At 70.3% G+C, this 23,214-nt stretch carries 21 protein-coding genes and 2 pseudogenes; 12 read left to right on the forward strand and 11 right to left on the reverse strand.

Annotated elements, in window-relative coordinates:
* Positions 1-9: 9 nt before the first annotated feature.
* The gene (locus OG524_RS35390; protein ID WP_405386024.1) at positions 10-438 is read right to left on the reverse strand and encodes a PPOX class F420-dependent oxidoreductase; all 429 of its coding nucleotides are present in this window, start codon (positions 436-438) and stop codon (positions 10-12) included.
* 136 nt (positions 439-574) lie between these two features.
* On the opposite strand from OG524_RS35390, the gene OG524_RS35395 reads away from it, so the two are divergent.
* The 4 genes from OG524_RS35395 to OG524_RS35410 all read left to right on the forward strand — a co-directional run bounded on the left by OG524_RS35395 (position 575) and on the right by OG524_RS35410 (position 3,717).
* The gene (locus tag OG524_RS35395) at positions 575-985 is read left to right on the forward strand and encodes a roadblock/LC7 domain-containing protein (protein WP_405386022.1); all 411 of its coding nucleotides are present in this window, start codon (positions 575-577) and stop codon (positions 983-985) included.
* Positions 986-1,123: 138 nt separating this feature from the next.
* Positions 1,124-2,179: a DUF6397 family protein gene (locus tag OG524_RS35400; RefSeq protein WP_405812388.1), complete on the forward strand. Its 1,056-nt coding sequence runs from the start codon at positions 1,124-1,126 to the stop codon at positions 2,177-2,179.
* Positions 2,180-2,219: 40 nt separating this feature from the next.
* The gene (locus tag OG524_RS35405; protein WP_405812389.1) at positions 2,220-2,708 is read left to right on the forward strand and encodes a GNAT family N-acetyltransferase; all 489 of its coding nucleotides are present in this window, start codon (positions 2,220-2,222) and stop codon (positions 2,706-2,708) included.
* A gap of 385 nt (positions 2,709-3,093) precedes the next feature.
* The gene (locus OG524_RS35410; protein WP_405386017.1) at positions 3,094-3,717 is read left to right on the forward strand and encodes an LAETG motif-containing sortase-dependent surface protein; all 624 of its coding nucleotides are present in this window, start codon (positions 3,094-3,096) and stop codon (positions 3,715-3,717) included.
* Positions 3,718-3,777: 60 nt separating this feature from the next.
* Here the strand turns inward: OG524_RS35410 and OG524_RS35415 are convergent, their stop codons facing one another.
* A complete protein-coding gene (locus tag OG524_RS35415) occupies positions 3,778-5,919 on the reverse strand; it encodes a SpoIIE family protein phosphatase (RefSeq protein WP_405812390.1) in 2,142 nt (713 codons plus the stop codon).
* Between the two features lie 178 nt (positions 5,920-6,097).
* On the opposite strand from OG524_RS35415, the gene OG524_RS35420 reads away from it, so the two are divergent.
* Positions 6,098-7,156 (forward strand): enoyl-CoA hydratase/isomerase family protein, encoded by a 1,059-nt coding sequence (locus OG524_RS35420; protein WP_405812391.1) that lies wholly within the window; start codon positions 6,098-6,100, stop codon positions 7,154-7,156.
* A 97-nt stretch (positions 7,157-7,253) separates the two neighbouring features.
* On the opposite strand, the gene OG524_RS35425 is transcribed toward OG524_RS35420, so the two are convergent.
* The 3 genes from OG524_RS35425 to rhaI all read right to left on the reverse strand — a co-directional run bounded on the left by OG524_RS35425 (position 7,254) and on the right by rhaI (position 12,077).
* Positions 7,254-8,738 carry a rhamnulokinase family protein gene (locus OG524_RS35425; RefSeq protein WP_405386012.1) on the reverse strand — a complete coding sequence of 495 codons (1,485 nt, stop codon included), beginning with the start codon at positions 8,736-8,738 and terminating at the stop codon, positions 7,254-7,256.
* Between the two features lie 72 nt (positions 8,739-8,810).
* Positions 8,811-10,856, reverse strand: a complete 2,046-nt coding sequence (locus OG524_RS35430) for a bifunctional aldolase/short-chain dehydrogenase (RefSeq protein WP_405386011.1) — start codon at positions 10,854-10,856, stop codon at positions 8,811-8,813.
* A 54-nt stretch (positions 10,857-10,910) separates the two neighbouring features.
* Positions 10,911-12,077, reverse strand: coding sequence for an L-rhamnose isomerase (gene rhaI / locus OG524_RS35435; RefSeq protein ID WP_405386010.1), 1,167 nt, complete (start codon positions 12,075-12,077; stop codon positions 10,911-10,913).
* A gap of 203 nt (positions 12,078-12,280) precedes the next feature.
* On the opposite strand from rhaI, the gene OG524_RS35440 reads away from it, so the two are divergent.
* Positions 12,281-13,039 carry an ArsR/SmtB family transcription factor gene (locus OG524_RS35440; RefSeq protein WP_405386008.1) on the forward strand — a complete coding sequence of 253 codons (759 nt, stop codon included), beginning with the start codon at positions 12,281-12,283 and terminating at the stop codon, positions 13,037-13,039.
* A gap of 71 nt (positions 13,040-13,110) precedes the next feature.
* Here the strand turns inward: OG524_RS35440 and OG524_RS35445 are convergent, their stop codons facing one another.
* Together OG524_RS35445 and OG524_RS35450 are read right to left on the reverse strand one after the other, a co-directional pair.
* Entirely contained in the window at positions 13,111-13,338 is a 228-nt protein-coding gene (locus tag OG524_RS35445; RefSeq protein WP_405386006.1) for a hypothetical protein, read from the reverse strand.
* Positions 13,339-13,422: 84 nt separating this feature from the next.
* Positions 13,423-13,914, reverse strand: coding sequence for a hypothetical protein (locus OG524_RS35450; RefSeq protein WP_405812392.1), 492 nt, complete (start codon positions 13,912-13,914; stop codon positions 13,423-13,425).
* 154 nt (positions 13,915-14,068) lie between these two features.
* Between OG524_RS35450 and OG524_RS35455 the strand changes: the two genes are divergently transcribed.
* Positions 14,069-14,911 carry a pentapeptide repeat-containing protein gene (locus OG524_RS35455; RefSeq protein ID WP_405386002.1) on the forward strand — a complete coding sequence of 281 codons (843 nt, stop codon included), beginning with the start codon at positions 14,069-14,071 and terminating at the stop codon, positions 14,909-14,911.
* A 42-nt stretch (positions 14,912-14,953) separates the two neighbouring features.
* On the opposite strand, the gene OG524_RS35460 is transcribed toward OG524_RS35455, so the two are convergent.
* Complete coding sequence (locus OG524_RS35460; RefSeq protein WP_405386000.1) at positions 14,954-15,502, reverse strand: SRPBCC family protein; 549 nt, start codon at positions 15,500-15,502, stop codon at positions 14,954-14,956.
* 142 nt (positions 15,503-15,644) lie between these two features.
* Between OG524_RS35460 and OG524_RS35465 the strand changes: the two are divergent.
* Both OG524_RS35465 and OG524_RS35470 read left to right on the forward strand, forming a co-directional pair.
* A pseudogene (locus OG524_RS35465) lies at positions 15,645-16,100 on the forward strand (radical SAM protein); the annotation flags it as partial.
* Positions 16,101-16,303: 203 nt separating this feature from the next.
* Entirely contained in the window at positions 16,304-17,005 is a 702-nt protein-coding gene (locus OG524_RS35470) for an SDR family oxidoreductase (protein WP_405385998.1), read from the forward strand.
* A gap of 94 nt (positions 17,006-17,099) precedes the next feature.
* On the opposite strand, the gene OG524_RS35475 is transcribed toward OG524_RS35470, so the two are convergent.
* Positions 17,100-17,813: an NADPH-dependent F420 reductase gene (locus OG524_RS35475; protein ID WP_405812539.1), complete on the reverse strand. Its 714-nt coding sequence runs from the start codon at positions 17,811-17,813 to the stop codon at positions 17,100-17,102.
* 137 nt (positions 17,814-17,950) lie between these two features.
* Here OG524_RS35475 and OG524_RS35480 point away from each other — a divergent pair.
* From OG524_RS35480 to OG524_RS35490, 3 genes and pseudogenes are all read left to right on the forward strand, one after another.
* Positions 17,951-18,486: pseudogene (locus OG524_RS35480) on the forward strand (GH25 family lysozyme).
* A gap of 158 nt (positions 18,487-18,644) precedes the next feature.
* Positions 18,645-20,375, forward strand: a complete 1,731-nt coding sequence (gene ctaD / locus OG524_RS35485) for a cytochrome c oxidase subunit I (protein ID WP_405385996.1) — start codon at positions 18,645-18,647, stop codon at positions 20,373-20,375.
* Positions 20,376-20,413: 38 nt separating this feature from the next.
* Entirely contained in the window at positions 20,414-20,758 is a 345-nt protein-coding gene (locus OG524_RS35490) for a hypothetical protein (protein ID WP_405385994.1), read from the forward strand.
* A 49-nt stretch (positions 20,759-20,807) separates the two neighbouring features.
* Here OG524_RS35490 and OG524_RS35495 read toward each other — a convergent pair whose 3' ends face one another.
* Both OG524_RS35495 and OG524_RS35500 read right to left on the reverse strand, forming a co-directional pair.
* Positions 20,808-21,179, reverse strand: coding sequence for a VOC family protein (locus OG524_RS35495; RefSeq protein WP_405385993.1), 372 nt, complete (start codon positions 21,177-21,179; stop codon positions 20,808-20,810).
* 129 nt (positions 21,180-21,308) lie between these two features.
* Positions 21,309-23,081: an FUSC family protein gene (locus OG524_RS35500; RefSeq protein WP_405385991.1), complete on the reverse strand. Its 1,773-nt coding sequence runs from the start codon at positions 23,079-23,081 to the stop codon at positions 21,309-21,311.
* Positions 23,082-23,214 lie beyond the last annotated feature (133 nt).

Raw genomic sequence — 23,214 nt, forward strand, 5'->3', positions numbered from 1 at the left:
GGGCAGGTGCTAATCGGCGACCTGGGCCATGGCGAGCACCTTGTCCATGCGTACGCGCACGAGCAGTTCGCCGGCCACGCCGTTGCGTGCCCCGAACTCCTCGGCCGCCTCCGGGCCCATGTACCGGGAGGCGATACGGGTCGCCCACTCCCGCAGCGCGCCGAGGTCCTCGCTCAGCTCCGCGCGTCCCCGGACCACCGCGAACGCGAACGGTGGCCGGTCGTCGTCGACACACACCGACACCCGGCCGTCCCGCGCGAGATTGCGGCCCTTCACGCTCTCCTTCCCGGTGTTGAAGACCAGATCGTCACCGTCGAGCAGGAACCAGACGGGAGCGATGTGCGGGCTGCCGTCCTCCCGCACGGTCGCCACCTTGCCGGTGCGGGTGCCCTCCGAGAGGAAAGCCCGCCATTCGTCCTCAGTCATGTGGTGTGCCATGCGCCCATCTTCGGCCGACAAGAGGGCCTTGGCGTGAAGCGACGCCCCGTGGACAGGGGAACGCTTGCCCGGAACGGAGCCGTACGCAAGGCTTGCGCACGACGTGGGGAACGGATGAACGGGGAGGACCGAGCACATGGCGTTGGACCGGGGACTTGACTGGCTCCTTGACGATCTCACCAGCCGGGTGGAGCACATACGGCACGCACTGGTCCTGTCGAACGACGGACTGGTGACCGGAGCCAGCACGGACCTGGCCCGCGAGGACGCGGAGCACCTGGCCGCGGTCTCGTCCGGACTGCAGAGCCTCGCCCGGGGGTCGGGGCGGCACTTCGGGGCGGGAAGAGCCCGCCAGACGATGGTCGAATTCGACGAGGCGATGCTTTTCGTGACGGCGGCCGGGGACGGCAGCTGCCTGTGCGTACTGAGTGCCGCCGAGGCCGATGTGGGCCAGGTCGCCTACGAGATGACCCTGCTCGTGAACCGCGTGGGAGAACACCTCGGTGTGGCGGTACGTCAGGGAGTTGACAGCATCAAACCCCTCTGACCTGCACCTTTCGTCGGGTCTGTGGAGTTGTCCACAGGTCGCACGAAAAGATCCTCCGCCGGTTACCGTGGTCACGGAGAGTATTCGACCACTCGGGGACCGTACAGGGCCCCGGGGGCCTCACGGGGGAGGACGGTCATGACCGTTACGGAAGACACCCGCACGCTAACGGCGGAGACCCGCACGCGAGGGGCGGACGCCCGCACACGAAGGACGATCGCGCGGGCACGAGCCTCGGGCACGGGAGCGCGGGCGGCGGGCAGCGACAGCGGGACCACGGTGACCGCCGAGGGAGTGGTGGTGACCGCGGATGGCCCGGTGAGTGCCGGGCGTGCCGCTCAGGAACTGGCACTGAAGCGCGGAGAGTTCGATCTCGCCGTTCATCTGGGGCTCATCAGTGTCGAAGACCCTCCTGGCGGGAGGCCGCGGATCCGCCGGGAGGAGATCGACCGGCTGCGCACCACCGATGGATTCCCCGAGACACTTCGGGCCAAGGTGCGCACGGCAGGGACGGCGCAAGGCGCCGAGCTGCTCGGCATCAGTCCCGGCCGCTTCACCGGCCTCGCCCGGATCGGCTGCGTCTCACCGGTCGCGTTCTACCTGAACCGGTACCGGGCGGTCGTCTGGCTCTATCTCGTGGACGAGCTCGTCGCCTTCGCCGCCAGGGAGCCGGAGCTGCTCACCGGCAGGAGCCCGGCCGGGATGCGCGCCATGCTGGAGGCCGGGAGCGACCGCCGTGCGCGCAATTGGCGCTCCCGCAGGACCGACAGGCTGCTGAGCCGCACCGAGGATCCATGGGTCCGCGCGGCTGTGCAGGCCTCTGCCCTGGACCCGGTCCAGCTCGCGGAGGTGGTGGACGACCCTTACGAGCGCGCCTACCTCGCCCGGATGCGCCCGGACCCCGCTTTCGGACGCCCGGGTTCCGTCTCCGGGCGTGAGGCCATGGGGCAGCTGATGCTTGCGGACGATCCGGACGAGATCCTCTGGTGCCGGGTGAATCTCGGGGCGGAGCTCGACCGGGCCCGCGAGACCCGCCCCGCCCCACACCCCGCACACCACCCAGGCCCCGGGCCGGTGACCGAGCAGCCCCGGGCGGCCGCCCCGACAGCAGGTTCCGGCGGCGCACGGCCCGCGACCGGGTGGTGGCTGCTCGACCGCATCGGACTGGGCGGGCGACGGAGTCGTGATCGTTAATGCGTTGCCAACGTGTGAGGTCGGGGGCATCGTTGCCCCCATGCTGATCAGGGAAGCCACTCCGGAGGACTGGCCCGCCATATGGCCGTTCTTCCAGGACATCGTCACCGCGGGCGAGACCTTCACCTACCCGCTGGAGCTGGGTGAGGAGGAGGCCCAGGGCTGGTGGCTCGTGCCGGCGCCGAGCCGCGCGGTCGTCGCGGTCGACGATGCCGGGACGGTGCTGGGTACGGCCAAGATGAACAGGAACCACATGGGCAACGGCTCCCACATCGCCAGCGCCAGCTACATGGTCGACCCCAGGCATTCGGGCCGGGGCGTGGGCCGGGCGCTCTGCGAGTACACCGTGGAGTGGGCGCGGGCGGCGGGCTACCGCGCTATGCAGTTCAACGCCGTGGTGGAGACGAACACCCACGCCGTGCGGCTGTACCGGTCCCTCGGCTTCGAAGTGATCGGGACCCTTCCGGAGGGCTTCAACCACCCCACCGAGGGCTACGTCGGACTGCACATCATGCACAAGGCCCTCTGAGAACAGGCCGTCGGCCCAACAGGGAGCGCTGCACTCCGGCGCCTTCCGGCCATCTTCCCGCCCCGCCCCGGGTGCCGAGCCCTGAGAGTGGCCGAGACCGGACCCTGATCAACCATCACAGACCATCCGTAAAGAGGCGGTGCGAGTTCGGGCTTTCGTTTCCGTTCGTGTGGCCGTCGCCGACAGGTACACCGCCCGGCCCCCCCGCCGAGCCATCCGGAGTGGGTTCGTCCGGAACTGGTCTGTCCGTGATGTCATAAACGGCGGCCTTCTGGGGGTAGTTGGGCTTCCGGAGGCGCAAGGGCCGGGTGCGCGCCAGGGAAGGGTGGGCAGTACTGTGCGGCCCACCGTCATCCCGGCGGGCACTCGTACGAAGGAAGAATCCATGACCATACCCAGGAGATCGTGGCGTGGCGCGGGAGCATTCGCGGCCGCCGCGGTTGTCGGCCTGGCCGGCGGAGTCATCTCCGCAGGCCAGGCCGCTGCTCACACTCCCACCTGGGCCGTGACCTGCTCCGAAGTCACCCTCGACCTGACGGCCTACTCCGGTAGTGCCGAGAACGAAGTGACCGTCTCCGTCGAGGGCGGCGACGTCCTGCTCCCCACGACGAAGTTCGGCCGGGAGTACCGCACGGCGACCCCCCTCCAGCTTCCTGAGCACGACAAGGAGCTGACGATCCGCCTCGTCGTCAAGGCGGGCGACGACGACAAGTTCTCGCGCAACGAGACGAAGCAGGCCCCGGTGTGCGAGGACAGCACCCCGCCCGGCGAGCCCACGCCGTCGGAGACTCCGCGCACGGAGCCGCCGGCCTCGGAGACCCCCGAGCCGAGCGAGACCGCCACGGAGACGGCGCCGGCCCCGGCCGAGCCGAGCCCCAGCGCTCCGGACCTGGCCGAGACCGGTTCCTCCTCCGCCACGCCCGTCATCGGTGGCGCCGCGGTCGCGGTTCTGCTCGCCGGCGGCGGCATCCTGTGGTCCGTCCGGAAGCGCCGCACCGCGCAGCACTGACGCATCCAGGCAGTCCGGCAGGCGGGCGGGTCCCGCCGGCCCGGGCGGGGGCGTACCGCATCAACTCCGATACGGTACGCCCCCGTCATGTTCCCCGGAGCTCGCCCGCGGGGGGTTCGGGCCCATCTCGCACCAGACCGCCTTGCCCTCCCCGCGGGGTTCGATACCCCAGCACGTGGCGACGGCGTCGAGCAGCAACAGCCCGCGCCCGGAGGTGGACGTCTCGCCCGGGGTGCGGCGCCGCGGCCAGACGCTGGACCGGTCCTGGACCGACAGCCTGATCCGCCGGACGGGCTCCGGCAGCACCTCCAGCGTGAGTACGGCACCGCCCTCCGTGTGCAGCAGCACATTGACCAGCAACTCCCCGGTGACCAGCTCCGCATCGTCCGCCAGATCGGCCATGTCCCAGTCCGACAGGGCCTGGCGCACGATGGCGCGGGCGTCCGAAAGCCCCTCCGGGTCGGCCTGATGGATGTACTGGTGGAGCCGCGGAGCGCTCGGCGATCCGAGGTCCGGACTGCGCCGCAGGACGAGCAGGGCCACGTCGTCGCCCGACCCCCAGCGCTCCCACAACCGGTCCGACAGATGGTCGGCCAGCTCCTCGGCACCCGCCGGTCCGTCGCTCACCTCGTGGATCAGCGCCGCGACCCCCGTGTCGACATCGGCACCGGGCTCCTCCACCAGCCCGTCGGTGTACAGGACCAGCGTCTCGCCCGGCACCAGGTCGAGACGGGTCTCGGGGAACTCCTCGTCCCTGAAGGCCGTGGAGATGCCGAGCGGGAGCCCGCCACGTACCTGAGGGGTGCCGACCCGTCCGTCGGTGTGCCGGATCAGCGGTCCGAAGTGCCCGGCGCGCACCACCCGCACGGTGCCCGTGGCGAGGTCCACCTGTGCATACGTACACGTGGCGAAGCGGTCCGTGTCCAGCTCGGCGAGGAACCGGGAGGCGCGCGCCAGCACCGTGGACGGCGAGTGGCCCTCGGCGGCGTACGCACGCAGCGCGATCCGCAACTGGCCCATGATCGCGGCAGCGTGTGTGTCGTGGCCCTGCACATCACCCACCACGATGCCGAAGAAGTTCTTGGGGAGGGGGATCACGTCGTACCAGTCACCGCCCACCTCACGGCCGCTCCACGCCGCGTGGTAGCGCACCGCGATCTCGCCGCCCTCGATCTCCTGGATGCGCCGCGGCAGCATGGCCGACTGGAGGCCGGTGGCGAATTCGCGTTCCTCGTCGAACAGCATCGCGCGCTGCAGCGACTGCGCCACGATGGCGGCCAGCCCCAGGCAGAGGATCCGCTCGTCCGCGCTGAACACCGTGCGTTCCCGGTAGAACAGGGCCAGCCCGCCCAGGGAGCGCGCCTGGGCCACGAGCGGTAGATAGGCGGCCGCGCGGAACTTCAGCCGGCCCATGTGCGGCTCCAGCACCGGATAGCGCCGGACCAGTGAAGCGAGCGACGTGATGAACCGGGGGTGTCCGCTCAGGATCGTGTCCCCGAGCGGAAGGCCCGCGTCGAGGGCGCCGGAACCCAGGCCGTCGAGGACCTCCACGGAGTCCCCGCTCAGCGCGATGATGTTGAGCGCGGAGTTCTCCACCAGACCGAGGGCCAGACCGTCCGCGCCGATGCCGGCCAGACCGCCCGGCCCGGTGAGTGCGGCGGTCACGTCGTCCACCGTCACCGCCCGCGACAACGCACTCGTTGTGAGTTCAACGATATTGGTCTGGCGCTGGCGGCGCTTTTCCAGATCCAGCACGAAGGCCGAATGGGTGACTTCCGCCGTCGCGTCCCGCACCACACCGATGACACGGTGTGCCCGGCCCTCCTTCGACCTCAGGATCCGCGCCTGCACATGGGTCCACTGGTGAGAACCGTCCGGCAGGGGAACCTGGAAGTGGACGCTGTAGGAATTGCTCCCGCCGCGGATGGCCTCGTTGATGGTCACCTCCAGACGGGCACGCTCCGTGGGATCCAACTGCTTCAGCACCGTGGACGGGCGTGCGTCGAACTGTGCCGGATCCACTCCGAAGACCATCAGCCCGGCGTCGTCGATGTCCAGGCTCCGGGCGTCCAGGTCCCACTCGAAACAGCCGGTCCGGTTCATGGCAAGGCGCTCCGCCGTCCCGGTCTCGCCGCTGTGGCCGTGTTCGGACCGGGTCCGCGTCGGGTCTGCGGGGTCGGCTCGCCATGAAGAGTCGGTCATTCCTGCTCCGGAGGTCGTCCGGCAGGGCAGCTGGACATCGCAGCCCGTGGATCTCAATTGTCGAGCCCGCGGTGCGGGAGTGCCACAGCGGTTCCACAGGAGCCCCGGCTCCGGCGCACCACGGCCGCCGTCGCAGAATGGCCCGCAGAGATCTCCCACGGCTGAGCGGAGCGCACACATGTACGACGACGAACCCGTCCTGCTGCACACCGAGGGCCACACCCTGCACATCACGCTCAACCGCCCCCGGGCCCTGAATGCCCTGACCCACTCGATGGTCCGGAGGATCGACGAGGCACTCACCCTGGGTGACGCCGACGACGCGGTCACCGCGGTCGTGATCAGCGGCGCCGGCGAACGCGGTCTGTGCGCGGGCGGCGACATCCGGTCGATCTACGAGGACGCCCGCGCCGGCCGTCGCGCCTCCGTGGACTTCTGGCGCGACGAGTACCGCCTCAACGCCAGGATCGCCCGTTTCCCGAAACCGTACGTGGCCCTCATGGACGGCATCGTGATGGGCGGCGGTGTGGGGGTTTCGGCCCACGGCGACGTCCGGATCGTCACCGAACGCTCCCGCGTCGCCATGCCCGAGACCGGCATCGGATTCGTCCCCGACGTGGGCGGCACCCGGCTGCTCGCCGCGGCGCCGGGAGAGCTCGGCACGCACCTCGCCCTGACCGGGCAGGCGGTGAACGCCGCCGACGCCCTCCTGTGCGGGCTGGCCGACCACTTCGTGCCGTCGCACCGCCTGACGGACCTCACCACCGCGCTCTCGCGCAGCGCCACCCCCGCCGAAGTGACGGACACCGTGCTCCGCCACACCGCCGTGGCCCCGGACGGGGAACTGGCCGGGCAACGCCCGTGGATCGACGAGTGCTACGCCGCGGAGACCGTGGAAGAGATCATCGAACGGCTCGTGAACAGCGGCGTCCCCGCGGCGAAGGAGACCGCCGCGGCACTCCTCGCCAAGTCGCCCACCGCGCTCAAGGTCACGCTGGCCGCCGTCCGCCGGGCGAAGAGCCTCGGCAGCCTGGAAGAAGCGCTCGACCAGGAGTTCCGGGTCTCCTGCCGGGCCTTCACCGGGCACGACCTGGTGGAGGGCGTACGCGCCCAGATCATCGACAAGGACCGGAACCCCCGGTGGAACCCCGCGGCGCCTGGCGACGTCACCGACGCCGACGTCGCCAGGCACTTCGAACCCCTCGGCGACCAGGAACTCGGCCTGTCCTCACACTGACGCGGCGCCCGGCCCCGCTCCGAGGATCCTGCCGAGCGGTCCAGGGAGGGGCCGGTTCCTGGCCGGGGCCGCACGTCACCGCCGAAGCGCGGCGACCTCACACCCGCGCCGCCTCCAGCCGGTCCGCGGCCCGGTCCCAGGCTCCCAGTGCCCCCTGCGGGCTGTAGTGGCGCAGCTCCTGGGTGCGCGCGACCAGCCGCCGCATGTCGGCCAGTCCGCCCACCAGCCCATGGGCCCGTGCCTGGAGCAGCACGTTGCCGAGCGCCGTGGCCTCCGCGGGCCCGGCGGTGACCGGCAGCCCCGTCGCGTCGGCGGTCCACTGGCACAGCAGCTCGTTGCGCGAACCACCGCCGACCAGATGGATCCTGGTCAGCTCGCGGCCCGCCAGCGCGGCAGCCCGGCGAAGTGTCCTGCGATGAGCCAGCGCGAGGCTCTCCAGCACACATCGTACGTAGCCGCCCGGCCCCTCCGGCGGGGCCTGCCCGGTCCGGGCGAGCACCTCGTCGATCCTCGACGGCATGCCACCCGGCGCCAGGAACACCGGATCGTCGGGGTCGATCACCGCGGCGAACGGCCGGGCACGCGCCGCGTCCGCGAGGAGTGCGCCCAGACCCGGCGACGCACCCTCGCGCTCCCAGGTGCGACGGCACTCCTCCAGCAGCCACATGCCCATGATGTTGCGGAGATAGCGGACGGTGCCGTCCACCCCGCGCTCATTGGTGAAGTTGGCGGCCCGGGACTCCTCGGACAGTACGGGCGCGTCGAGTTCGAGACCGGCCAGCGACCAGGTGCCGCACGAGATGTACGCGAAGCCCGGCTCGGTGGCGGGTACGGCGGCCACGGCCGACGCCGTGTCGTGCGAGGCGACCGCCGTCACCGGCGTGTCCGTAGGAAGACCGGTGAACTCGCTGACATGCGGCAGGAGCGAGCCCGCCCGGTCGCCCGGCTCGCGCAGCGGAGGGAACAGCGAGCGTTCCAGGCCCAGCCGCCCGATCAGCGCATCGGACCAGGTGCCGCTCCGCGCGTCGAACAGGCCGGTCGTCGACGCGTTGGTCACCTCCGCACCCACCGTGCCCGTCAGCCAGTACACCAGCAGATCAGGCATCAGCAGCAGCGTCCGCGCCGATCCCCACTGCGCCGTCGAACGATGGGCGGCGAGCTGGAACACGGTGTTGAACGGCAGGTGCTGCAGACCGCTGACGGCATACAGCTCCCGGGCATCGCACCCGGCCAGCACCGCCTGGGCGGCAGCGGTGTTGCGGCCGTCCCGGTAGTGGAACGGGATACCCAGCAGCGCCCCGTCGGAGTCCAGCAGGCCGTAGTCCACGGCCCAGGTGTCGATGCCCACCGAGGTGACGGGACCGCCGCGCGCCGCCGCGCGCAGACCCTCCAGCATCCCCTGGTAGAGGGAGAGCACATCCCAGCGGAGCCCGTCGGGCAGCCGGACCGGAGTGTTGGCGAAGCGGTGCGCCTCGGTCAGCACCAGCTCGTCGGGGCCGACCCTGCCGGTGATCACCCGGCCGCTGGTGGCACCGAGGTCCACCGCGGCGAACACCGGGTCGTGTCGTGAAGTCGCAGACATGGAAATCTCATCCGATCCGGGCGGGGCCGCACCCCGGGAACCGTCCCCCGGGGCGCGGCCGGCCGCACGTGGTCAGCGCAGGAAGGCCGCCGCCACACCGGCGTCGACGGGAATGTGAAGACCGGTGGTGTGTGTGAGGTTCCCACCGGTCAGAGCGAAGACGGCGTTGGCGACGTGCTCGGGAAGCACCTCGCGCTTGAGGATCGTGCGCTGGGCGTAGAACTCCCCGAGCTTCTCCTCCTCGATGCCGTACGTCGCCGCGCGCTGGGCACCCCACCCAGCGGCGAAGATGCCGGACCCGCGCACCACACCGTCCGGGTTGATGCCGTTGACCCGGATGCCGTGCTCGCCCAGCTCCGCCGCCAGCAGCCGCACCTGGTGCGCCTGGTCGGCCTTCGTCGCCGAGTACGCGATGTTGTTCGGCCCCGCGAACACCGCGTTCTTGGACACGATGTAGACGATGTCGCCCCCGAGGTTCTGCGCCCGCATCACCCGCGCCGCCTCCCGGGACACCAGGAACGAACCGCGCGCCATGATGTCGTGCTGGAGGTCCCAGTCCCGGGACGTGGTCTCCAGCAGAGGCTTGGAGACGGAGATGCCCGCGTTGTTCACGACCAGGTCCACACCGCCGAAGGCCAGCACCGCTGCCCTGAACGCCTCGGTGATCTGCTCCTCGGAGGTCACGTCGACCGTCACCGCGACGGCCCGGTCCGGTCCGCCGAGCTCCTCCGCCACCGTGGCGGCGTTCTCCGCGTGGAGATCCGCGACGACGACACAGGCGCCCTCCGCGACGAGCCGCTGCGCGATGGCCCTGCCGATCCCGGACCCGGCGCCGGTGACCAGCGCGACCCGGGTGGCCAGCGCCTTGGGCTTCGGCATCCGGCGGAGCTTCGCCTCCTCCAGCTCCCAGTACTCGATGCGGAACTTCTCGGACTCCTCGATCGGGGCGTACGAGGAGACGGCCTCGGCGCCCCGCATCACGTTGATCGCGTTGAGGTAGAACTCCCCGGCGACCCGGGCGGTCTGCTTGTCCTTGCCGAACGAGAACATCCCGACCCCGGGCACCAGCACGATCGCCGGGTCCGCACCGCGCATCGCGGGCGAGTCGGGGGTGGCATGACGCCCGTAGTACGCGCGGTACGCCTCACGGTACTCCGCGTGAAGCTCCCCGAGACGTGCCACCGCCTCGTCCAGCGGCGCGCCGGCGGGAAGATCCAGGACCAGCGGGCTGACCTTCGTCCGCAGGAAGTGGTCCGGACAGGACGTGCCGAGGGCGGCCAGCCGCGGGTGCTCGGCGCGGGAGAGGAAGTCGAGCACCGGTGCCGTGTCGGTGAAGTGGCCCACCTGCGGACGGTCCGTGGACGCCAGACCCCGGATCACCGGTGCGAGGGCCGCGGCCCGCTCACGGCGCGCCTCCGCGTCAAGGGCCTCCCGTCCGGGCAGCACCGCGCCGAACGGCTCGGGCCTGCCGCGCTCCTCCAGGAACGTCTCCGCCGTACGGATCATCCAGAGGGCGTTGCGCTCGCACTCCTCGGAGGTGTCGCCCCAGGCCGTGATGCCGTGACCGCCCAGGACCACACCGACCGCCTGCGGGTTGGCCTCCTTGACGGCCGCGATGTCCAGACCGAGCTGGAAGCCGGGCCGGCGCCAGCCCACCCAGGCCACCCTGTCGCCGAAGCACTCGGCGGTGAGCTTCTCCCCGTCGGCCGCGCACGCCAGCGCGATGCCGGAGTCCGGATGCAGATGGTCGACGTGGGCGGCCTCGACGAGGGCGTGCATCGCGGTGTCGATCGACGGTGCGGCGCCCCCCTTGCCGTGCAGGCAGAAGTCGAAGGCCGACACCATCTCGTCCTCGCGCTCCACCCCCGGATACACGTCCTTGAGCGCCCGTACCCGGTCCAGCCGGAGCACGGCGAGACCGGCCTCGGTCAGCGTGCCGAGGTCGCCGCCCGAGCCCTTGACCCAGAGCAGCTCGGCCTCTCCGCCGGTGACCGGATCGGTCTCCGTCGCCTTGGCGGAGGTGTTGCCACCGGCGTAGTTGGTGTTGCGCGGGTCGGATCCGATCCGGTGGGCGCGCTCCAGGAGCGCGGCGACTTCGGCGTGCGTCGCGGACGTCATGAGGGTTCCTTCGAGGTGGGAGGGCGGGCGGGTGCGGGACGTGAGGAGCGGGGCTCAGGCGCCCCAGCCGGCCTGCTCGCCGCCGACCCGGTCGGCGGCGATGCGCTCCTGGTTGCCGGAGGCGAGATAGGCGGCGAACGGGTCACGGGCCAGGCCGAGTTCCTCGCGGACCTCGGCGAGCAGCGGGCGTACGTCCGTGTTGAACGCGTCCATGAGTACGCCGTTGGAGGCCAGGACGTCACCGGAACGCTGCGCCGCGGCCAGGGCCTCGGAGTTGATCAGCAGCGCCTTCGCGGTCGCTTCCTGGACGTTGGTCACCGAGCGGATGACGGCCGGGATCTTGGCCTCGATGTTGTGGCACTGGTCGAGCATGAAGTTGACGTTGGTCTCCGTCTCCAGACCGCCGTTCTTGACCACTTCGTGCATGATCCGGAAGAGCTGGAACGGGTCGGCGGCACCCGCCATCAGGTCGTCGTCCGCGTAGAAGCGGGAGTTGAAGTCGAATGCCCCGAGCTTTCCCTCACGCAGCAGGAACGCCACGATGAACTCGATGTTGGTGCCTGGCGCGTGGTGGCCGGTGTCGACCACGACCTGCGCCTTCGGGCCGAGCTTGAGGCAGTGGGCGTACGAGGTGCCCCAGTCCGGGACGTCGGTGGTGTAGAAGGCCGGCTCGAAGAGCTTGTACTCGAGCAGCATCCGCTGGTCGTCGCCGAGCCGTGCGTAGACCTCGGCGAGGGCCTCCGCCAGTCGGTCCTGACGGCCCGAGATGTCGTCCTGGCCGGGGTAGTTGGTGCCGTCCGAGAACCACAGCTTGAGGTCGGGCGAGCCGGTGGCGTCCATGATGTCGACACATTCGAGCAGATGGTCGGTGGCCTTGCGGCGGACCTTCGGGTCCGGGTGGGTCACCGAGCCGAGCTTGAAGTCGTCGTCCTGGAAGACGTTGGAGTTGATCGCACCGATCCGCAGTCCGAGATCCTCCGCGTGCCGGGTGAGCGCCGGATAGTCCTCGACCCGGTCCCACGGGATGTGCAGCGACACCTTGGGAGCGACCCCTGTGTACGCGTGCACCTGAGCCGCGTCCGCCAGCTTCTCGAACGGGTCACGCGGGACTCCGGGCTGGGCGAACACCTTGAAACGGGTCCCGGAGTTTCCGTAACCCCAGGACGGCGTCTCGATGACCTGAGACTTCAGAGCTGCCTTGACGGCCGACACATCAGACATGAACACCTCGTAAGCAGAGTCATCCGGCGACCGGTCAGGATCGGGGATGTGAATCGTTTCATCCGGAACGTACGCTAGGTTTGGCCGGTGCTGCTAGTCAAGCAGCTAGTCAAGTTTCTTCTGGATTTGAATCAATTCACCGCAAGCGCTTACTATTCCGGCCACTTTTGACAGGTGACCAAAAGGTCACATATTTTGGTTCCATGGACGCGGTGTTCAAGGCCCTGGCAGATCCGACGCGACGCGCTCTTCTCGACGAGCTGTTCCGTGAGGACGGGCAGACACTGAGTGCGCTGGAAGCCCGCTTCGACATCACGCGGTTCGCGGTGATGAAGCACCTCAAGCTGCTGGAGGCGGCGGGACTGGTCGTCACCCGACGGCGAGGCCGGGAGAAGCTCCACTTCCTGAACCCGGTGCCCATCCGGCTCGTCCACGACCGGTGGGTGAGCAAGTATGCGGAGCCCTGGGCAGCAGGGCTCAGCGGCCTCAAGAGCCGACTGGAGAATCCCATGGAGAAGGTCTTCGAGATCTACATCCGCACCACCCCCGAGCGCCTCTGGGAGGCGATCACCGACCCCGAGATCCGGAGCAAGTACAACTTCGGCGCCCGCGTGACCTCCGACTGGACCCCCGGCTCACGCTTCGAGATGGGCGCACCGGGTGCCCCCGGCCCGCTGGGGGAGGGGCAGAACCTGGAGGTCGTTCCGCCACACAAGCTGGTCCAGAGCATGGTGGCACTCTGGAGTGATGAGGTGAAGAACGAGGGACCCACCCGCATCACGTGGGAGATCGAGCAGGTCGGCGACTCCTGCCGGCTCACAGTCACCCACGACGAACTGCGCGAGGGCGCCAACGACGAGCTGTACGGCGGCTGGCCGATGATCCTCTCCGGCCTGAAGACCTGGCTGGAGACGGGCGAACTCCTCACGACACCCGGCTCGCTCATGTACGCCGATCGGTAGCCGACGGTCCGGCGGCGACGGGTGCCGGGCTCCCGTCCTGGGGGAGCGGCACCCACCGCGCACCGGAACGGTCAGCGACCGGAACCGGACAGACTCGGCCGCAATGCCCGCACGAGGGCGAAGAGCCGGTCCTCGTTGCCACTGAGGCCCGCGCTGCGCAGGGCCTCGTCCGCCTCCTCGATCGGTGAGGCGAGCAGCGGCATGTACAGCGGAGCGTCGGCCGGGTCCGCGAGCACGGCGCGGGTGGCCTCCAGTAACCGGACATAGGCCTGGGCCGCGGCGACTTCGTGATTGCGCATCTCAGCATCTCCTGGTCAGAGGTGTCGGACCGTCAAGCATCCCCCACGGGTCTGACAACGCCCCTTCAGCAGGCGCGGAATGTCTCAGCCGGGCTCGGCGCGCCCGGCACCGGAGGGCGGCTCGACCTCGAGGAACCGCCGGCGCCGAGGCCCTCGGTACAGCAGTGCCGTCCAGCCCAGGCGCCGCAGCACCGCGACGCATCCGGTCAGCGCACCCTCCTCGTCATGGGCCGCACCGCTGCCCGGCGGGCCGTCCCACTCCACCCGCACGGTGCCGAAGCGCTCGCCCTCACGCACCCGGTACCCCGTGGCAGCCGTCCCCCCGGAGGCGCCCACCGCCGACGCGGGTATCCCGGCGGCCTCCAGGGCCAGGGCCACGGCCCGCACCGGCCGGTGCAGCTCCCACCGGGCCGGGACGCCCTCGGGATCCGCGTGACCCGTGTTCGTGAGCCGGCGGATCTGCAGCAGGCCCTCGAACGCCGTCCGCACCGCCCCGGCCCGTACCTCCGGCGGTCCGGGATCCGGTGGGCCGTCACCGGTGGCAGGCTCGAACCCGGTCTCCTGCGAAGCCCCCATGGACTGTCCCCTCCGCCGGCGGTGCTGTGCTGGTGGGCCCAGTGTGCGCCGCCCCACCGACAAAGGGTGTCCGGCCGGGTCCGGCAGCCCCGATAGGCTTGAATCCGCCCCGCACACACCGGTTTGCCCCGTACCCACCGGAGGAATCAGGCACGTGTCCGACAACGATCCGACCACCGCGCCCACGACGGAGCAGGACGGCCTGCGGGCCGACTGCGCGAACTGTTTCGGGCTGTGCTGCGTCGCGTTGACCCTGACCGCGTCGGCAGACTTCGCGATCGACAAGGACGCGGGCGAACCCTGTCGCAACCTGCTGGACGACTTCCGCTGCGGCATCCACACCCGGCTGCGGCCGGAAGGCTTCTCCGGATGCACGGTGTACGACTGCTTCGGCGCCGGCCAGAAGGTCTCCCAGGAGACCTACGGCGGTATGGACTGGCGGCGCGCCCCCGGTACCGCCCAGCAGATGTTCCAGGTCTTCCCGGTGATGCGGCGGCTCCACGAACTCCTCCGGTACCTCACCGAAGCCCTCGCCATGCCCGCCGCGGAGCCCCTGCGCGCCGAGCTCCGCAGCGCACGGGACACCACCGAACACCTCACCGGCGGCACCGCCGAGGACCTTGCCGAGCTGGACGTCTCCGAGCACCGCGACCGGGTCGCCGTCCTGCTGGGCAGGACGAGCGAGCTCGTACGCGCGACTGCTCCCCGGGGCAGGAAGCGCGGCCACCGGGGAAGCGATCTCATCGGAGCCCGTCTCAAGGGCGCCGACCTGCGGGGCGCCGACCTGCGAGGGGCCTGTCTCATCGCGGCCGACCTGCGCGCCGCGGATCTGCGCGGGGCCGATGTCATCGGTGCCGACTTCCGGGACGCCGAACTGTCGGACGCCGACCTGACCGGTGCGCTCTTCCTCACCCAGGCCCAGCTGAACGCGGCGAAGGGCAACGCCGCCACATGCCTGCCCCTGTCCCTCACCCGGCCGACGCACTGGGCGGGATGAAGGCGTCGACCACGCCTCCGGCCCGGGCCCTTGTCCCACGCCTCAGCCGTGACGCCCGGTCCCGGTGCCCCCACCCGGCGCGGCGGACGTCCCGTCCTGCTCCAGCGCGACCTTGAGCCGCTCCAACGTCGTACGGATGTTGCCACGTTGGAACTCCGCGAAGGTGTGCCCCCGTGTGGCGACACGGTCGAACGCGTTGGCGACGAAATCGGGCCACGCCCGCCGGTTGTCCGTCCAGGTCTCCGTGACCCGGGTGAAACCGTCGACCGCTTCGAAGCGGTACTCCCACAGAGCGATGGCCCCGGGCAGCCGCGGCCGCTTCGCCCCGATCGCGTGCACCCGGAACGCGAACCGCTCACCCGGATCGGCGGCGGTCACCGTGCACCTCGTCGTCCAGCGGAAGGAGCCACGCCTGTTGCGTCCCTCGAAGACCATGCCCACGTGGGTGGACCGGGGCTCACCGAGCACCCGCGCACCCCGGTTCTCCGGGCTCCAGCGCCCCATCGCGGTGGGGTCGCTGAGCTGCGCGTACACGGCCGAGGGAGTTGCCTCGACCAGGATGCTGTCCGACACGGACATGATGCGGGGCATAAACGGTACTCCTTGTCCTTGACCGGTCCGCCACTCCACGGAAGCCGGACGGATCATGTGCGAACGGTTGGCGGTGCTGGTTCGTTTGACAGTGTGGCGTACACGCAACAGCGTCCGGGACACCGGACCGAGGAGCCCGCACATGCCAAGCCCCACCGAAACCGGCCGTACCCGCACCGATCCCGCCGGCACGGGCGACCGCACGCGACTGATCGAACGGCTCATGGAGACGTTTCCCCCTGTGCCGCGCGAGGCCGTCCTCAAGGAGGACCTGCTGCGTGGAGGCATGGCCTTCGACGAATCCGCCCTCAGCGACAACGAGCACCGCGAGATCAAGCCGAAGTCGTACTTCATCTTCTCCTTCGACCACAGCACCCTGCCCGAGCTCGGTGCCGCCGCCCTGCTCCGCCCGCCGGAGGAGATCGTGCTCACCGGTGGCCCCTACGACCTGCGCCGCACCGTCGTGTCCGTACGGGTCAACCCCGCCTCGCCGTACCGCGTGGCGGCAGGATCCGGCGGGCTCCTCGGCCTCCACCTCGACGGGCGGCGCGTCTCCGACGTAGGGCTGCCCCCGATGCCGGACTGCTACCGGCACACCGGATACGGCCCGGCGGGCCCGGGCCGGGCGGTGTTCTCCGTCAGCTCCTTCATGGACGGCCTCTCTCCCGAGCCGGAGGAGCTCGACGGCTGACTTCCGAAGGCGGCGGGAGGTAAGGCACTTGACTTCGAGCGTGCTCGAAATGATGGAATCCCCGGCATCGCCGCGGTCACGCGGCGAAACGGACAGCAGGGGGACGGATCATGAGCGCATCTCCGGTCACACTGATCACCGGCGGTGGAAGCGGAATCGGTGCCGCTACGGCCCGTCAACTGCTGGGCCTCGGCCACCGGGTGACCGTCACCGGGCGCGGTGAGGACCGGCTGCGATCGTTCGCCGAGGAGCTGGGCAACCCCGAGGGTCTGTTGACGCTCGTAGGGGACGCTGCCGACCACGCAGCGGTGCAGTCGGCCGTCGACGCCACCGTCGAGCACTTCGGGAGGCTTGACGTGGTCGTCGCCAACGCGGGGTCCGCCACCCACGACACCCTCGCGGACGGTGACCCCGACGGCTGGCGGGAGATGGTGCTGACCAACGTGCTCGGCCCGGCCCTGCTGATCAGGGCGGCGCTCCCCGCGCTGAAGGAGACGGGCGGGCGCGTCGTCCTGATCGGCAGCGTCGCCGGGTTCGTCCACACCCCGGGCAACATCTACGGGGCTACCAAATGGGCGGTCACCGGCCTGGCCGAGAACACCCGGCGCATGGTGACGGGTGACGGCGTGGGAGTGACCCTGATCGCGCCCGGACGGGTCGAGACGCCCTTCTGGGACGGCCTCGGTTCCCTGCCCGAAGGCCGGCTACTGACGGCAGATCAGATCGCCGGCTCCATCGTGTGGGCCGTCGGGCAGCCCGAGGGCGTCGATGTCAACAACGTCATCATCCGGCCGATCGGCCAGCCCGTCTGACGGCTGCCCCGCCCGGGTCGGACGTGCCCCGCTCCCGCCGGGCGGGACCGGGGCGCGGAACGGCGTTCGCCGGCGGATCCCCGTCCGGGCCAGGTCAGGCGCGCCACTCCGCGGTACGTTCGGGTGAGGCGTCGGCCAGTGCCTTCCTGATGGTCTCCGCGTCGCCCCGGTTCCCGTAGACAGGTGTGCCGGGCTGCTGACGCCAGGACTCGTCCAGTCCGCCCGCGTCGACCGTGTCGAAGCCCAGCTCGTCGATGAGCTCCCGTACCGCCTGCTTGGCGGCCGGGTCGTCGCCGGCGACCGGGAGGGCCTGCCGGCCGGGGCTGCCCTGGGGGAGACCGTTGTCGAGAATGTCCTGGGCGTACGTCCCGTTGAACGCCTTGACCACCGGGTGACCGAGCTGCTGCCCGGTCCAGCGGCTCTCCGTCAGCCCGTCCTCGATTGCGGCGATCCGCCCGTCGCGCTGCTGCGGGTAGTAGTTCCCGGTATCGATGACCGCGACGTTCTCCGCCGCCCCGTCGAGGATCCCCGAGGGCAGGTCCGGGACGGCCTTGAGGGGCACGGTCACCACGACGATCCGGGCGTCGCGGGCCGCCTCCGCCGCCGTGACGGCGGTGGCCCCGGTCTCCTTGACGAGCGCTTCGAGCGTGTGGGGTCCGCGGGAATTGGCGACGGAGACGTCGTGCCCCAGCGCGGTGAGGCGGCGGGTGAGGTTGCCGCCGATGTTGCCCGCTCCGATGATGCCGATCTTCATGGATCCGACCTTCCGATACCGAGTGCGAGGGGGTGAAAGGGTTCTGTCGGGCACCAACTCCGACCGCGCGGACACTATTCCGCTCCTGCTGAATCGGTTCTTCGGTAGCCCCGACGGGTGGGATCTGTCCGGGCGGGCATCTGGAGAGGGAGACCAACGGAATCACAGCGCCTCACTCGGAGGTGGTGCCCGTGCTGCACGGCGTGGATGTCAGTTCCCATCAGGCGGACTTCGGCCGGACGGTGTGGACTTCGCCCTCATCAAATCCACCGAAGGGCGTTCCTGCGTCAATCCGGAACTCAAGGGCCAGGCCGAGCGGGCCAGGGACGCCGGATGCCTGGTCGGCTTCCATTACTTCCTATGGCCAGAGCATGCCAACTGGCAGGGCGCGTATTTCATCGACAGGACCCCGGAGAAGGCCATCAGCGGTCTGTTCCCGGTCGGGGAACGCGCGCGAGCGACGCGGAGAAGGACCGGTTCATCCGCGAGGTGAAACGCCTCCGGCCGCACCATCGCGTCCTCCTCCACTGCAACCGCTCCCTTCTGGCTGAACCACGACACGACCTCGTACGCGGGCGCCGGGCTCTGGATCGCCGACTAGGTGACGGAGGGGCGGCCGAGGATCGAGGCGTCCTGGCGCATCCACCAGTACGCCGACCGGCCGCCCGACAAGAACGTGGCCGACTTCCCCTCTCGCCGGGCGATGGGCACCTGGACGGGAGCCTGAGGGCCTTCGTCAACACGGGCACCATCGCCATCGGCCAATGGAGTGCCCTTTGCCAGCCACTGGTGCAGTGCTCACAGGGATCTCCCGCGGTAGGCCTGCGGGGGAGTCCATCCTGGTCGCCGAGTCCGCAATCGGCCGTCGACCGAAGGAGTGCCGCAGTGACGACGAGGGGTGCCTCAGAATCGGTGGAAGCCGATGCTGCCTACCAGGACGAACTTCCCGTCCGGCGGCGGCAGCCGGGGAGGGTGGTCGTCACATGGCTGACCACCACCGACCACAAGACCATCGGCACGATGTACCTGGCCACCTCGTTCCTGTTCTTCATCGTCGGTGGCGTGCTGGCGCTCGTGATGCGAGCCGAGCTGGCCCGTCCGGGCAACCAGATCATCTCGAACGAGCAGTTCAACCAGGCGTTCACGATGCACGGCACGATCATGCTGCTGATGTTCGCGACACCGCTCTTCGCCGGGTTCGCGAACTGGATCATGCCGCTGCAGATCGGCGCGCCCGACGTGGCGTTCCCCCGGCTGAACATGTTCGCCTACTGGCTCTATCTCTTCGGTTCGCTCATCGCGGTGGCCGGCTTCCTCACCCCGCAGGGCGCCGCGGACTTCGGATGGTTCGCCTACTCGCCGCTCACCGACACGGTGCGCTCGCCCGGGATCGGCGGCGACCTGTGGATCATGGGCCTGGCCTTCTCCGGCTTCGGCACGATCCTCGGCTCGGTCAACTTCATCACCACGATCATCTGCATGCGCGCCCCCGGCATGACGATGTTCCGCATGCCGATCTTCACCTGGAACGTCCTGCTGACCGGTGTCCTGGTCCTGCTGGCCTTCCCGGTCCTGGCCGCGGCACTCTTCGCGCTGGAAGTCGACCGGAAATTCGGCGCACACATCTTCGACGCCTCAAATGGCGGCGCATTGCTGTGGCAACACCTCTTCTGGTTCTTCGGGCACCCAGAGGTGTACATCATCGCCCTGCCGTTCTTCGGAATCGTTTCCGAGATCATTCCGGTATTCAGTCGTAAACCGATCTTCGGCTATGTCGGTCTCGTCGCCGCGACGATCGCCATCGCCGGCCTTTCGGTCACGGTGTGGGCGCACCACATGTACGTGACCGGCGGTGTGCTGTTGCCGTTCTTCTCGTTCATGACCTTCCTGATCGCGGTACCGACCGGAGTGAAGTTCTTCAACTGGATCGGCACGATGTGGAAGGGTTCCCTGTCCTTCGAGACACCGATGCTCTGGTCGGTCGGCTTCCTCGTCACGTTCCTCTTCGGTGGTCTGACCGGCGTGATCCTGGCCTCGCCGCCCCTGGACTTCGAGGTTTCCGACTCGTACTTCGTCGTGGCACATTTCCACTATGTGGTATTCGGTACCGTGGTCTTCGCGATGTTCGCCGGATTCCACTTCTGGTGGCCGAAGTTCACCGGCAAGATGCTGGACGAGCGGCTCGGCAAGATGACCTTCTGGACGCTGTTCATCGGCTTCCACGGCACCTTCCTGGTGCAGCACTGGCTCGGAGCCGAGGGCATGCCGCGCCGCTACGCGGACTACCTCGCCGCCGACGGCTTCACCGCGCTCAACACGGTCTCCAGCGTCGCCTCGTTCCTGCTTGGCCTGTCGATGCTTCCCTTCCTCTACAACGTGTGGAAGACCGCGAAGTACGGCAAGCCGATCGAGGTCGACGACCCCTGGGGCTACGGCCGTTCCCTCGAATGGGCAACGTCCTGCCCGCCCCCGCGCCACAACTTCCTCACGCTGCCGCGCATCCGCTCCGAATCCCCGGCGTTCGACCTGCACTACCCCGCCGTCCGCGCACTCGAGGAGGAGACGAACCGTCCGGCCGACTCGATCACCGTGGCGCCCGGGGACAAGCAGGTATGAGACAGGCCCGGGACGACGTGCGTCGAGAGGAGGACCGGGTGGAATCCGACAAGGAGAGCGCGGCCCGAGGTCTGGCACAGGTGGAGGGCTATCTGCTCTGGAACGCCGAAGTGGAGGAGGCCCGACGCCAGGCGGTCCGCTTCACCGAACAGTTGCCCTGGCTCACGACCGCCCAGCGTGAGGACGTCGAACGCGTCTACGTCACGGACCGGGTGGCCGTCTGCCGCGACTCCCTCACCAGGATCGCCGAGCGGGCCGTCGAACTCCGGGGCGAGTACACCGCACGGTACGACCGGCTGAGAGCCCGCTGCGTGGCGGTGTCCGCGCTCGCAGTCGGCGCGCTGAGCGGCACCTTCACGGCCCTCGCGCTGATCAGCCGGTGACCCTCGGCCCCGGGAGTCCGGAGCGGTGTCCGGACACCCGGGGCCCGGGTCAGTGGAGCACCAGGCAGAACGGATGCCCCGCCGGGTCCGCGAACACCCGCCAGCCCCGCGTGGAGTCGTCCAGCAAGGTCGCCCCGAGCGCCAGCACCTGTTCCTCGGCACTGTCCAGATCGGGAACGCCGAAGTCCGCATGAACCTGTTGCGGATGGGCGGGGTCGGGCCACCGCGGGGGCCTGTAGTGCTCGACCCGCTGGAACCCGAGCACGAGACCGGCCGGAGTGTGCAGGGTCGCCCAGTTCTCGTCCAGGGTCCACCGGCCGTCCGGTTGATCGACCCTCCCGCCGAGGACGGCCGCGTAGAACCCCGCCAGCCGCGCCGGATCGGGACAGTCCAGCACCATGCACTGCAGTTCGGCGATCATGGTCGCATCCTAGGAGCCCCGCAGTTCCGGCGGGAGACGCAAGGGACGGGGTGCGCCGGACCGGCCGCCGGGAAAGGACTGCACCCTCCGCCGTACCGTCGCCCGTGTGGCACCGTCACCGGGCGGAGGTCACAGGACCGACAACTCCCGGCGCGGCCCCGCCCCCCAGGCCCGGTCGAGCTCGGAGAGATGCGCGGCGAGCTGCTCGGCGTGCGACGACGGCAGTTCGTCGGTCCGGTGCCCCAGATGCACGGCACAGGCCGTCGTGGTGTCGATGAGCCGCTCCACTGCACCCGCGACCCCGTCCGACCCGGCGGAGTGACGGGCCACCGGCGGGAGTTCGGCCGCCGACAGGTCGATGGCCGTACGTGCCGCGGCCAGCGACCTGTAGGCGTCACGCCGCAGCGCACCCCGTCCGGCGTGGTCCTCAGGCTCTTCCAGGACATGCCCGAGGTAGCGGTGCGCCGCACCCACCGCCGTGTCCAACGCGGCCCGCACGCCGTGCCCCCGTCGGCCGGGCAGCGGAAGATGACCGACGAGCAGCACCGTCACACAGGCCAGCAGCGACTCCACGACCCGCCCCCAGGCGGCAGGAGGCTCACCGCCCAACAGGACGAGGGACAGCACGAGTACGGTGACGACCGCCGTCTGCACCGCGAAGTGGCGGGTGGCGACCGGCAGGAGCGCACCGCAGAGGGCGACCGCGCCGACGAGCGGGAGCGGGCCGGACAACAGCCCGGACAGCACCACCATCAGCAGGCCGAAGACCGCCGCGCCCGCGACGGTACCCACGGCCCGGCACAGCACCCGCGAGACCAGCGGGCCAAGATCGGGCTTGACGAGGAAGACGGTCGTGGCGGGCAGCCAGTACCAGTGGTCGTGATGCAGCCACTGCGCCACGACCGTACTCGTCGCGCAGCACACAGCCACCCGCAGGCCGTACTCGCGTCCCGCGGGGCTCCACGCCCGTCTCGGGACCGAACCGTCAGGGCGCCCCTTCGCCGTTTCCGACGGCGCGCCTTCGGGCCGGTCGAAGACCGCCGCGGCCCGCAGCAGGGCGTCGTCCAGGGCACGCAGCCCGGCATCCGTCCGCGCCGGAGCGGGCAGCGGCCCGCAGGACCTGCCCGTGCGTACGGCGTCCGCAAGCCTGCGGGGACCTTCCACGAGACGGCCGGGCAACGGCACACCGGCCCAGGCCAGTGCGGTCGCGGCCTCGGCCAGCGGAAAGGCCGCCGCGTACTGGACGTGCAGCCGGCGTTCGGCGGCCGAACTCGCATGCCGGCGAAACCGAGGCCCGCCCAGGGCGTCCTGAGCCTGGTCGAGTGCGGCGCTCAGCGCGGCGCGCCCGGCCAGGGCCTGCGGACCGCCCGTCGCCCGCAGGAGCCGGGACACGGCCTCGTAGACGGCGGCGACCGCCTCCCGTTCCCCGTCCAGCCGGTACGGTCCGTTGCCCGGCCGGCCAGGTGACGGGAGCGCCAGACGCAGCAACAGGAGCCAGCCCGCACCGGCCAGGAACAGCAGCGCACGCACGGGCCCGGGCTCCGGCAACGGCATGCCGGCCCCGATCACCGCCGCGACCAGTACCTGCGTCCCGCACGCGGAGGCCACCGGACCGGTCGAACTGAACGCCCCGGCGACCAGCCCCAGGAGCCCGAACACCAGCGGCAGCAGGAACACGGACCGGCCGCCGCCCGCGGCGGCCGCGATCATCGTGCCGAGCAGCAGCCCCGCCGCACCGGCCAGTGCCGGAACTCCCAGCCGGGTGACCGCGGCGCGCCTGCTGCCGGGCCGGTCGTTGATCCCGGCCAGCATCGCGCCCAGCGCAGCCGGCACCCCCGCCGTCGGCCGGTCGGCGAGCACCGCAAGAAGCAACGGCACCGAGGCCAGGGCTCCACGCAGCACCGCGTTCCACGGAACCGGTCCGCGCTGGGCCCGCAGCACATGACCGAGCCACGGAGGGAGGGGAGGAAGGCGAGAGGGAAAAGCGGGTGTGAACACCTGGCTCCTGTCCGCGCGGGGAAAGCGTCACATCGCC

Origin of the sequence: Streptomyces sp. NBC_01520 (assembly GCF_045040375.1) — a bacterium.
Lineage (GTDB): Bacteria > Actinomycetota > Actinomycetes > Streptomycetales > Streptomycetaceae > Streptomyces.

Coding starts and splice junctions, on each gene's coding strand:
- OG524_RS35410 (WP_405386017.1), top strand. CDS start 3,094: ATGACCATACCCAGGAGATCGTGGCGTGGCGCGGGAGCATTCGCGGCC.
- OG524_RS35495 (WP_405385993.1), bottom strand. CDS start 21,179: ATGATCGCCGAACTGCAGTGCATGGTGCTGGACTGTCCCGATCCGGCG.
- rhaI (WP_405386010.1), bottom strand. CDS start 12,077: ATGTCTGATGTGTCGGCCGTCAAGGCAGCTCTGAAGTCTCAGGTCATC.
- OG524_RS35470 (WP_405385998.1), top strand. CDS start 16,304: ATGAGCGCATCTCCGGTCACACTGATCACCGGCGGTGGAAGCGGAATC.
- OG524_RS35460 (WP_405386000.1), bottom strand. CDS start 15,502: ATGCCCCGCATCATGTCCGTGTCGGACAGCATCCTGGTCGAGGCAACT.
- OG524_RS35400 (WP_405812388.1), top strand. CDS start 1,124: ATGACCGTTACGGAAGACACCCGCACGCTAACGGCGGAGACCCGCACG.
- OG524_RS35440 (WP_405386008.1), top strand. CDS start 12,281: ATGGACGCGGTGTTCAAGGCCCTGGCAGATCCGACGCGACGCGCTCTT.
- OG524_RS35445 (WP_405386006.1), bottom strand. CDS start 13,338: ATGCGCAATCACGAAGTCGCCGCGGCCCAGGCCTATGTCCGGTTACTG.
- OG524_RS35395 (WP_405386022.1), top strand. CDS start 575: ATGGCGTTGGACCGGGGACTTGACTGGCTCCTTGACGATCTCACCAGC.
- OG524_RS35390 (WP_405386024.1), bottom strand. CDS start 438: ATGGCACACCACATGACTGAGGACGAATGGCGGGCTTTCCTCTCGGAG.
- OG524_RS35430 (WP_405386011.1), bottom strand. CDS start 10,856: ATGACGTCCGCGACGCACGCCGAAGTCGCCGCGCTCCTGGAGCGCGCC.
- OG524_RS35415 (WP_405812390.1), bottom strand. CDS start 5,919: ATGACCGACTCTTCATGGCGAGCCGACCCCGCAGACCCGACGCGGACC.
- OG524_RS35425 (WP_405386012.1), bottom strand. CDS start 8,738: ATGTCTGCGACTTCACGACACGACCCGGTGTTCGCCGCGGTGGACCTC.
- OG524_RS35420 (WP_405812391.1), top strand. CDS start 6,098: ATGTACGACGACGAACCCGTCCTGCTGCACACCGAGGGCCACACCCTG.
- OG524_RS35405 (WP_405812389.1), top strand. CDS start 2,220: ATGCTGATCAGGGAAGCCACTCCGGAGGACTGGCCCGCCATATGGCCG.
- OG524_RS35450 (WP_405812392.1), bottom strand. CDS start 13,914: ATGGGGGCTTCGCAGGAGACCGGGTTCGAGCCTGCCACCGGTGACGGC.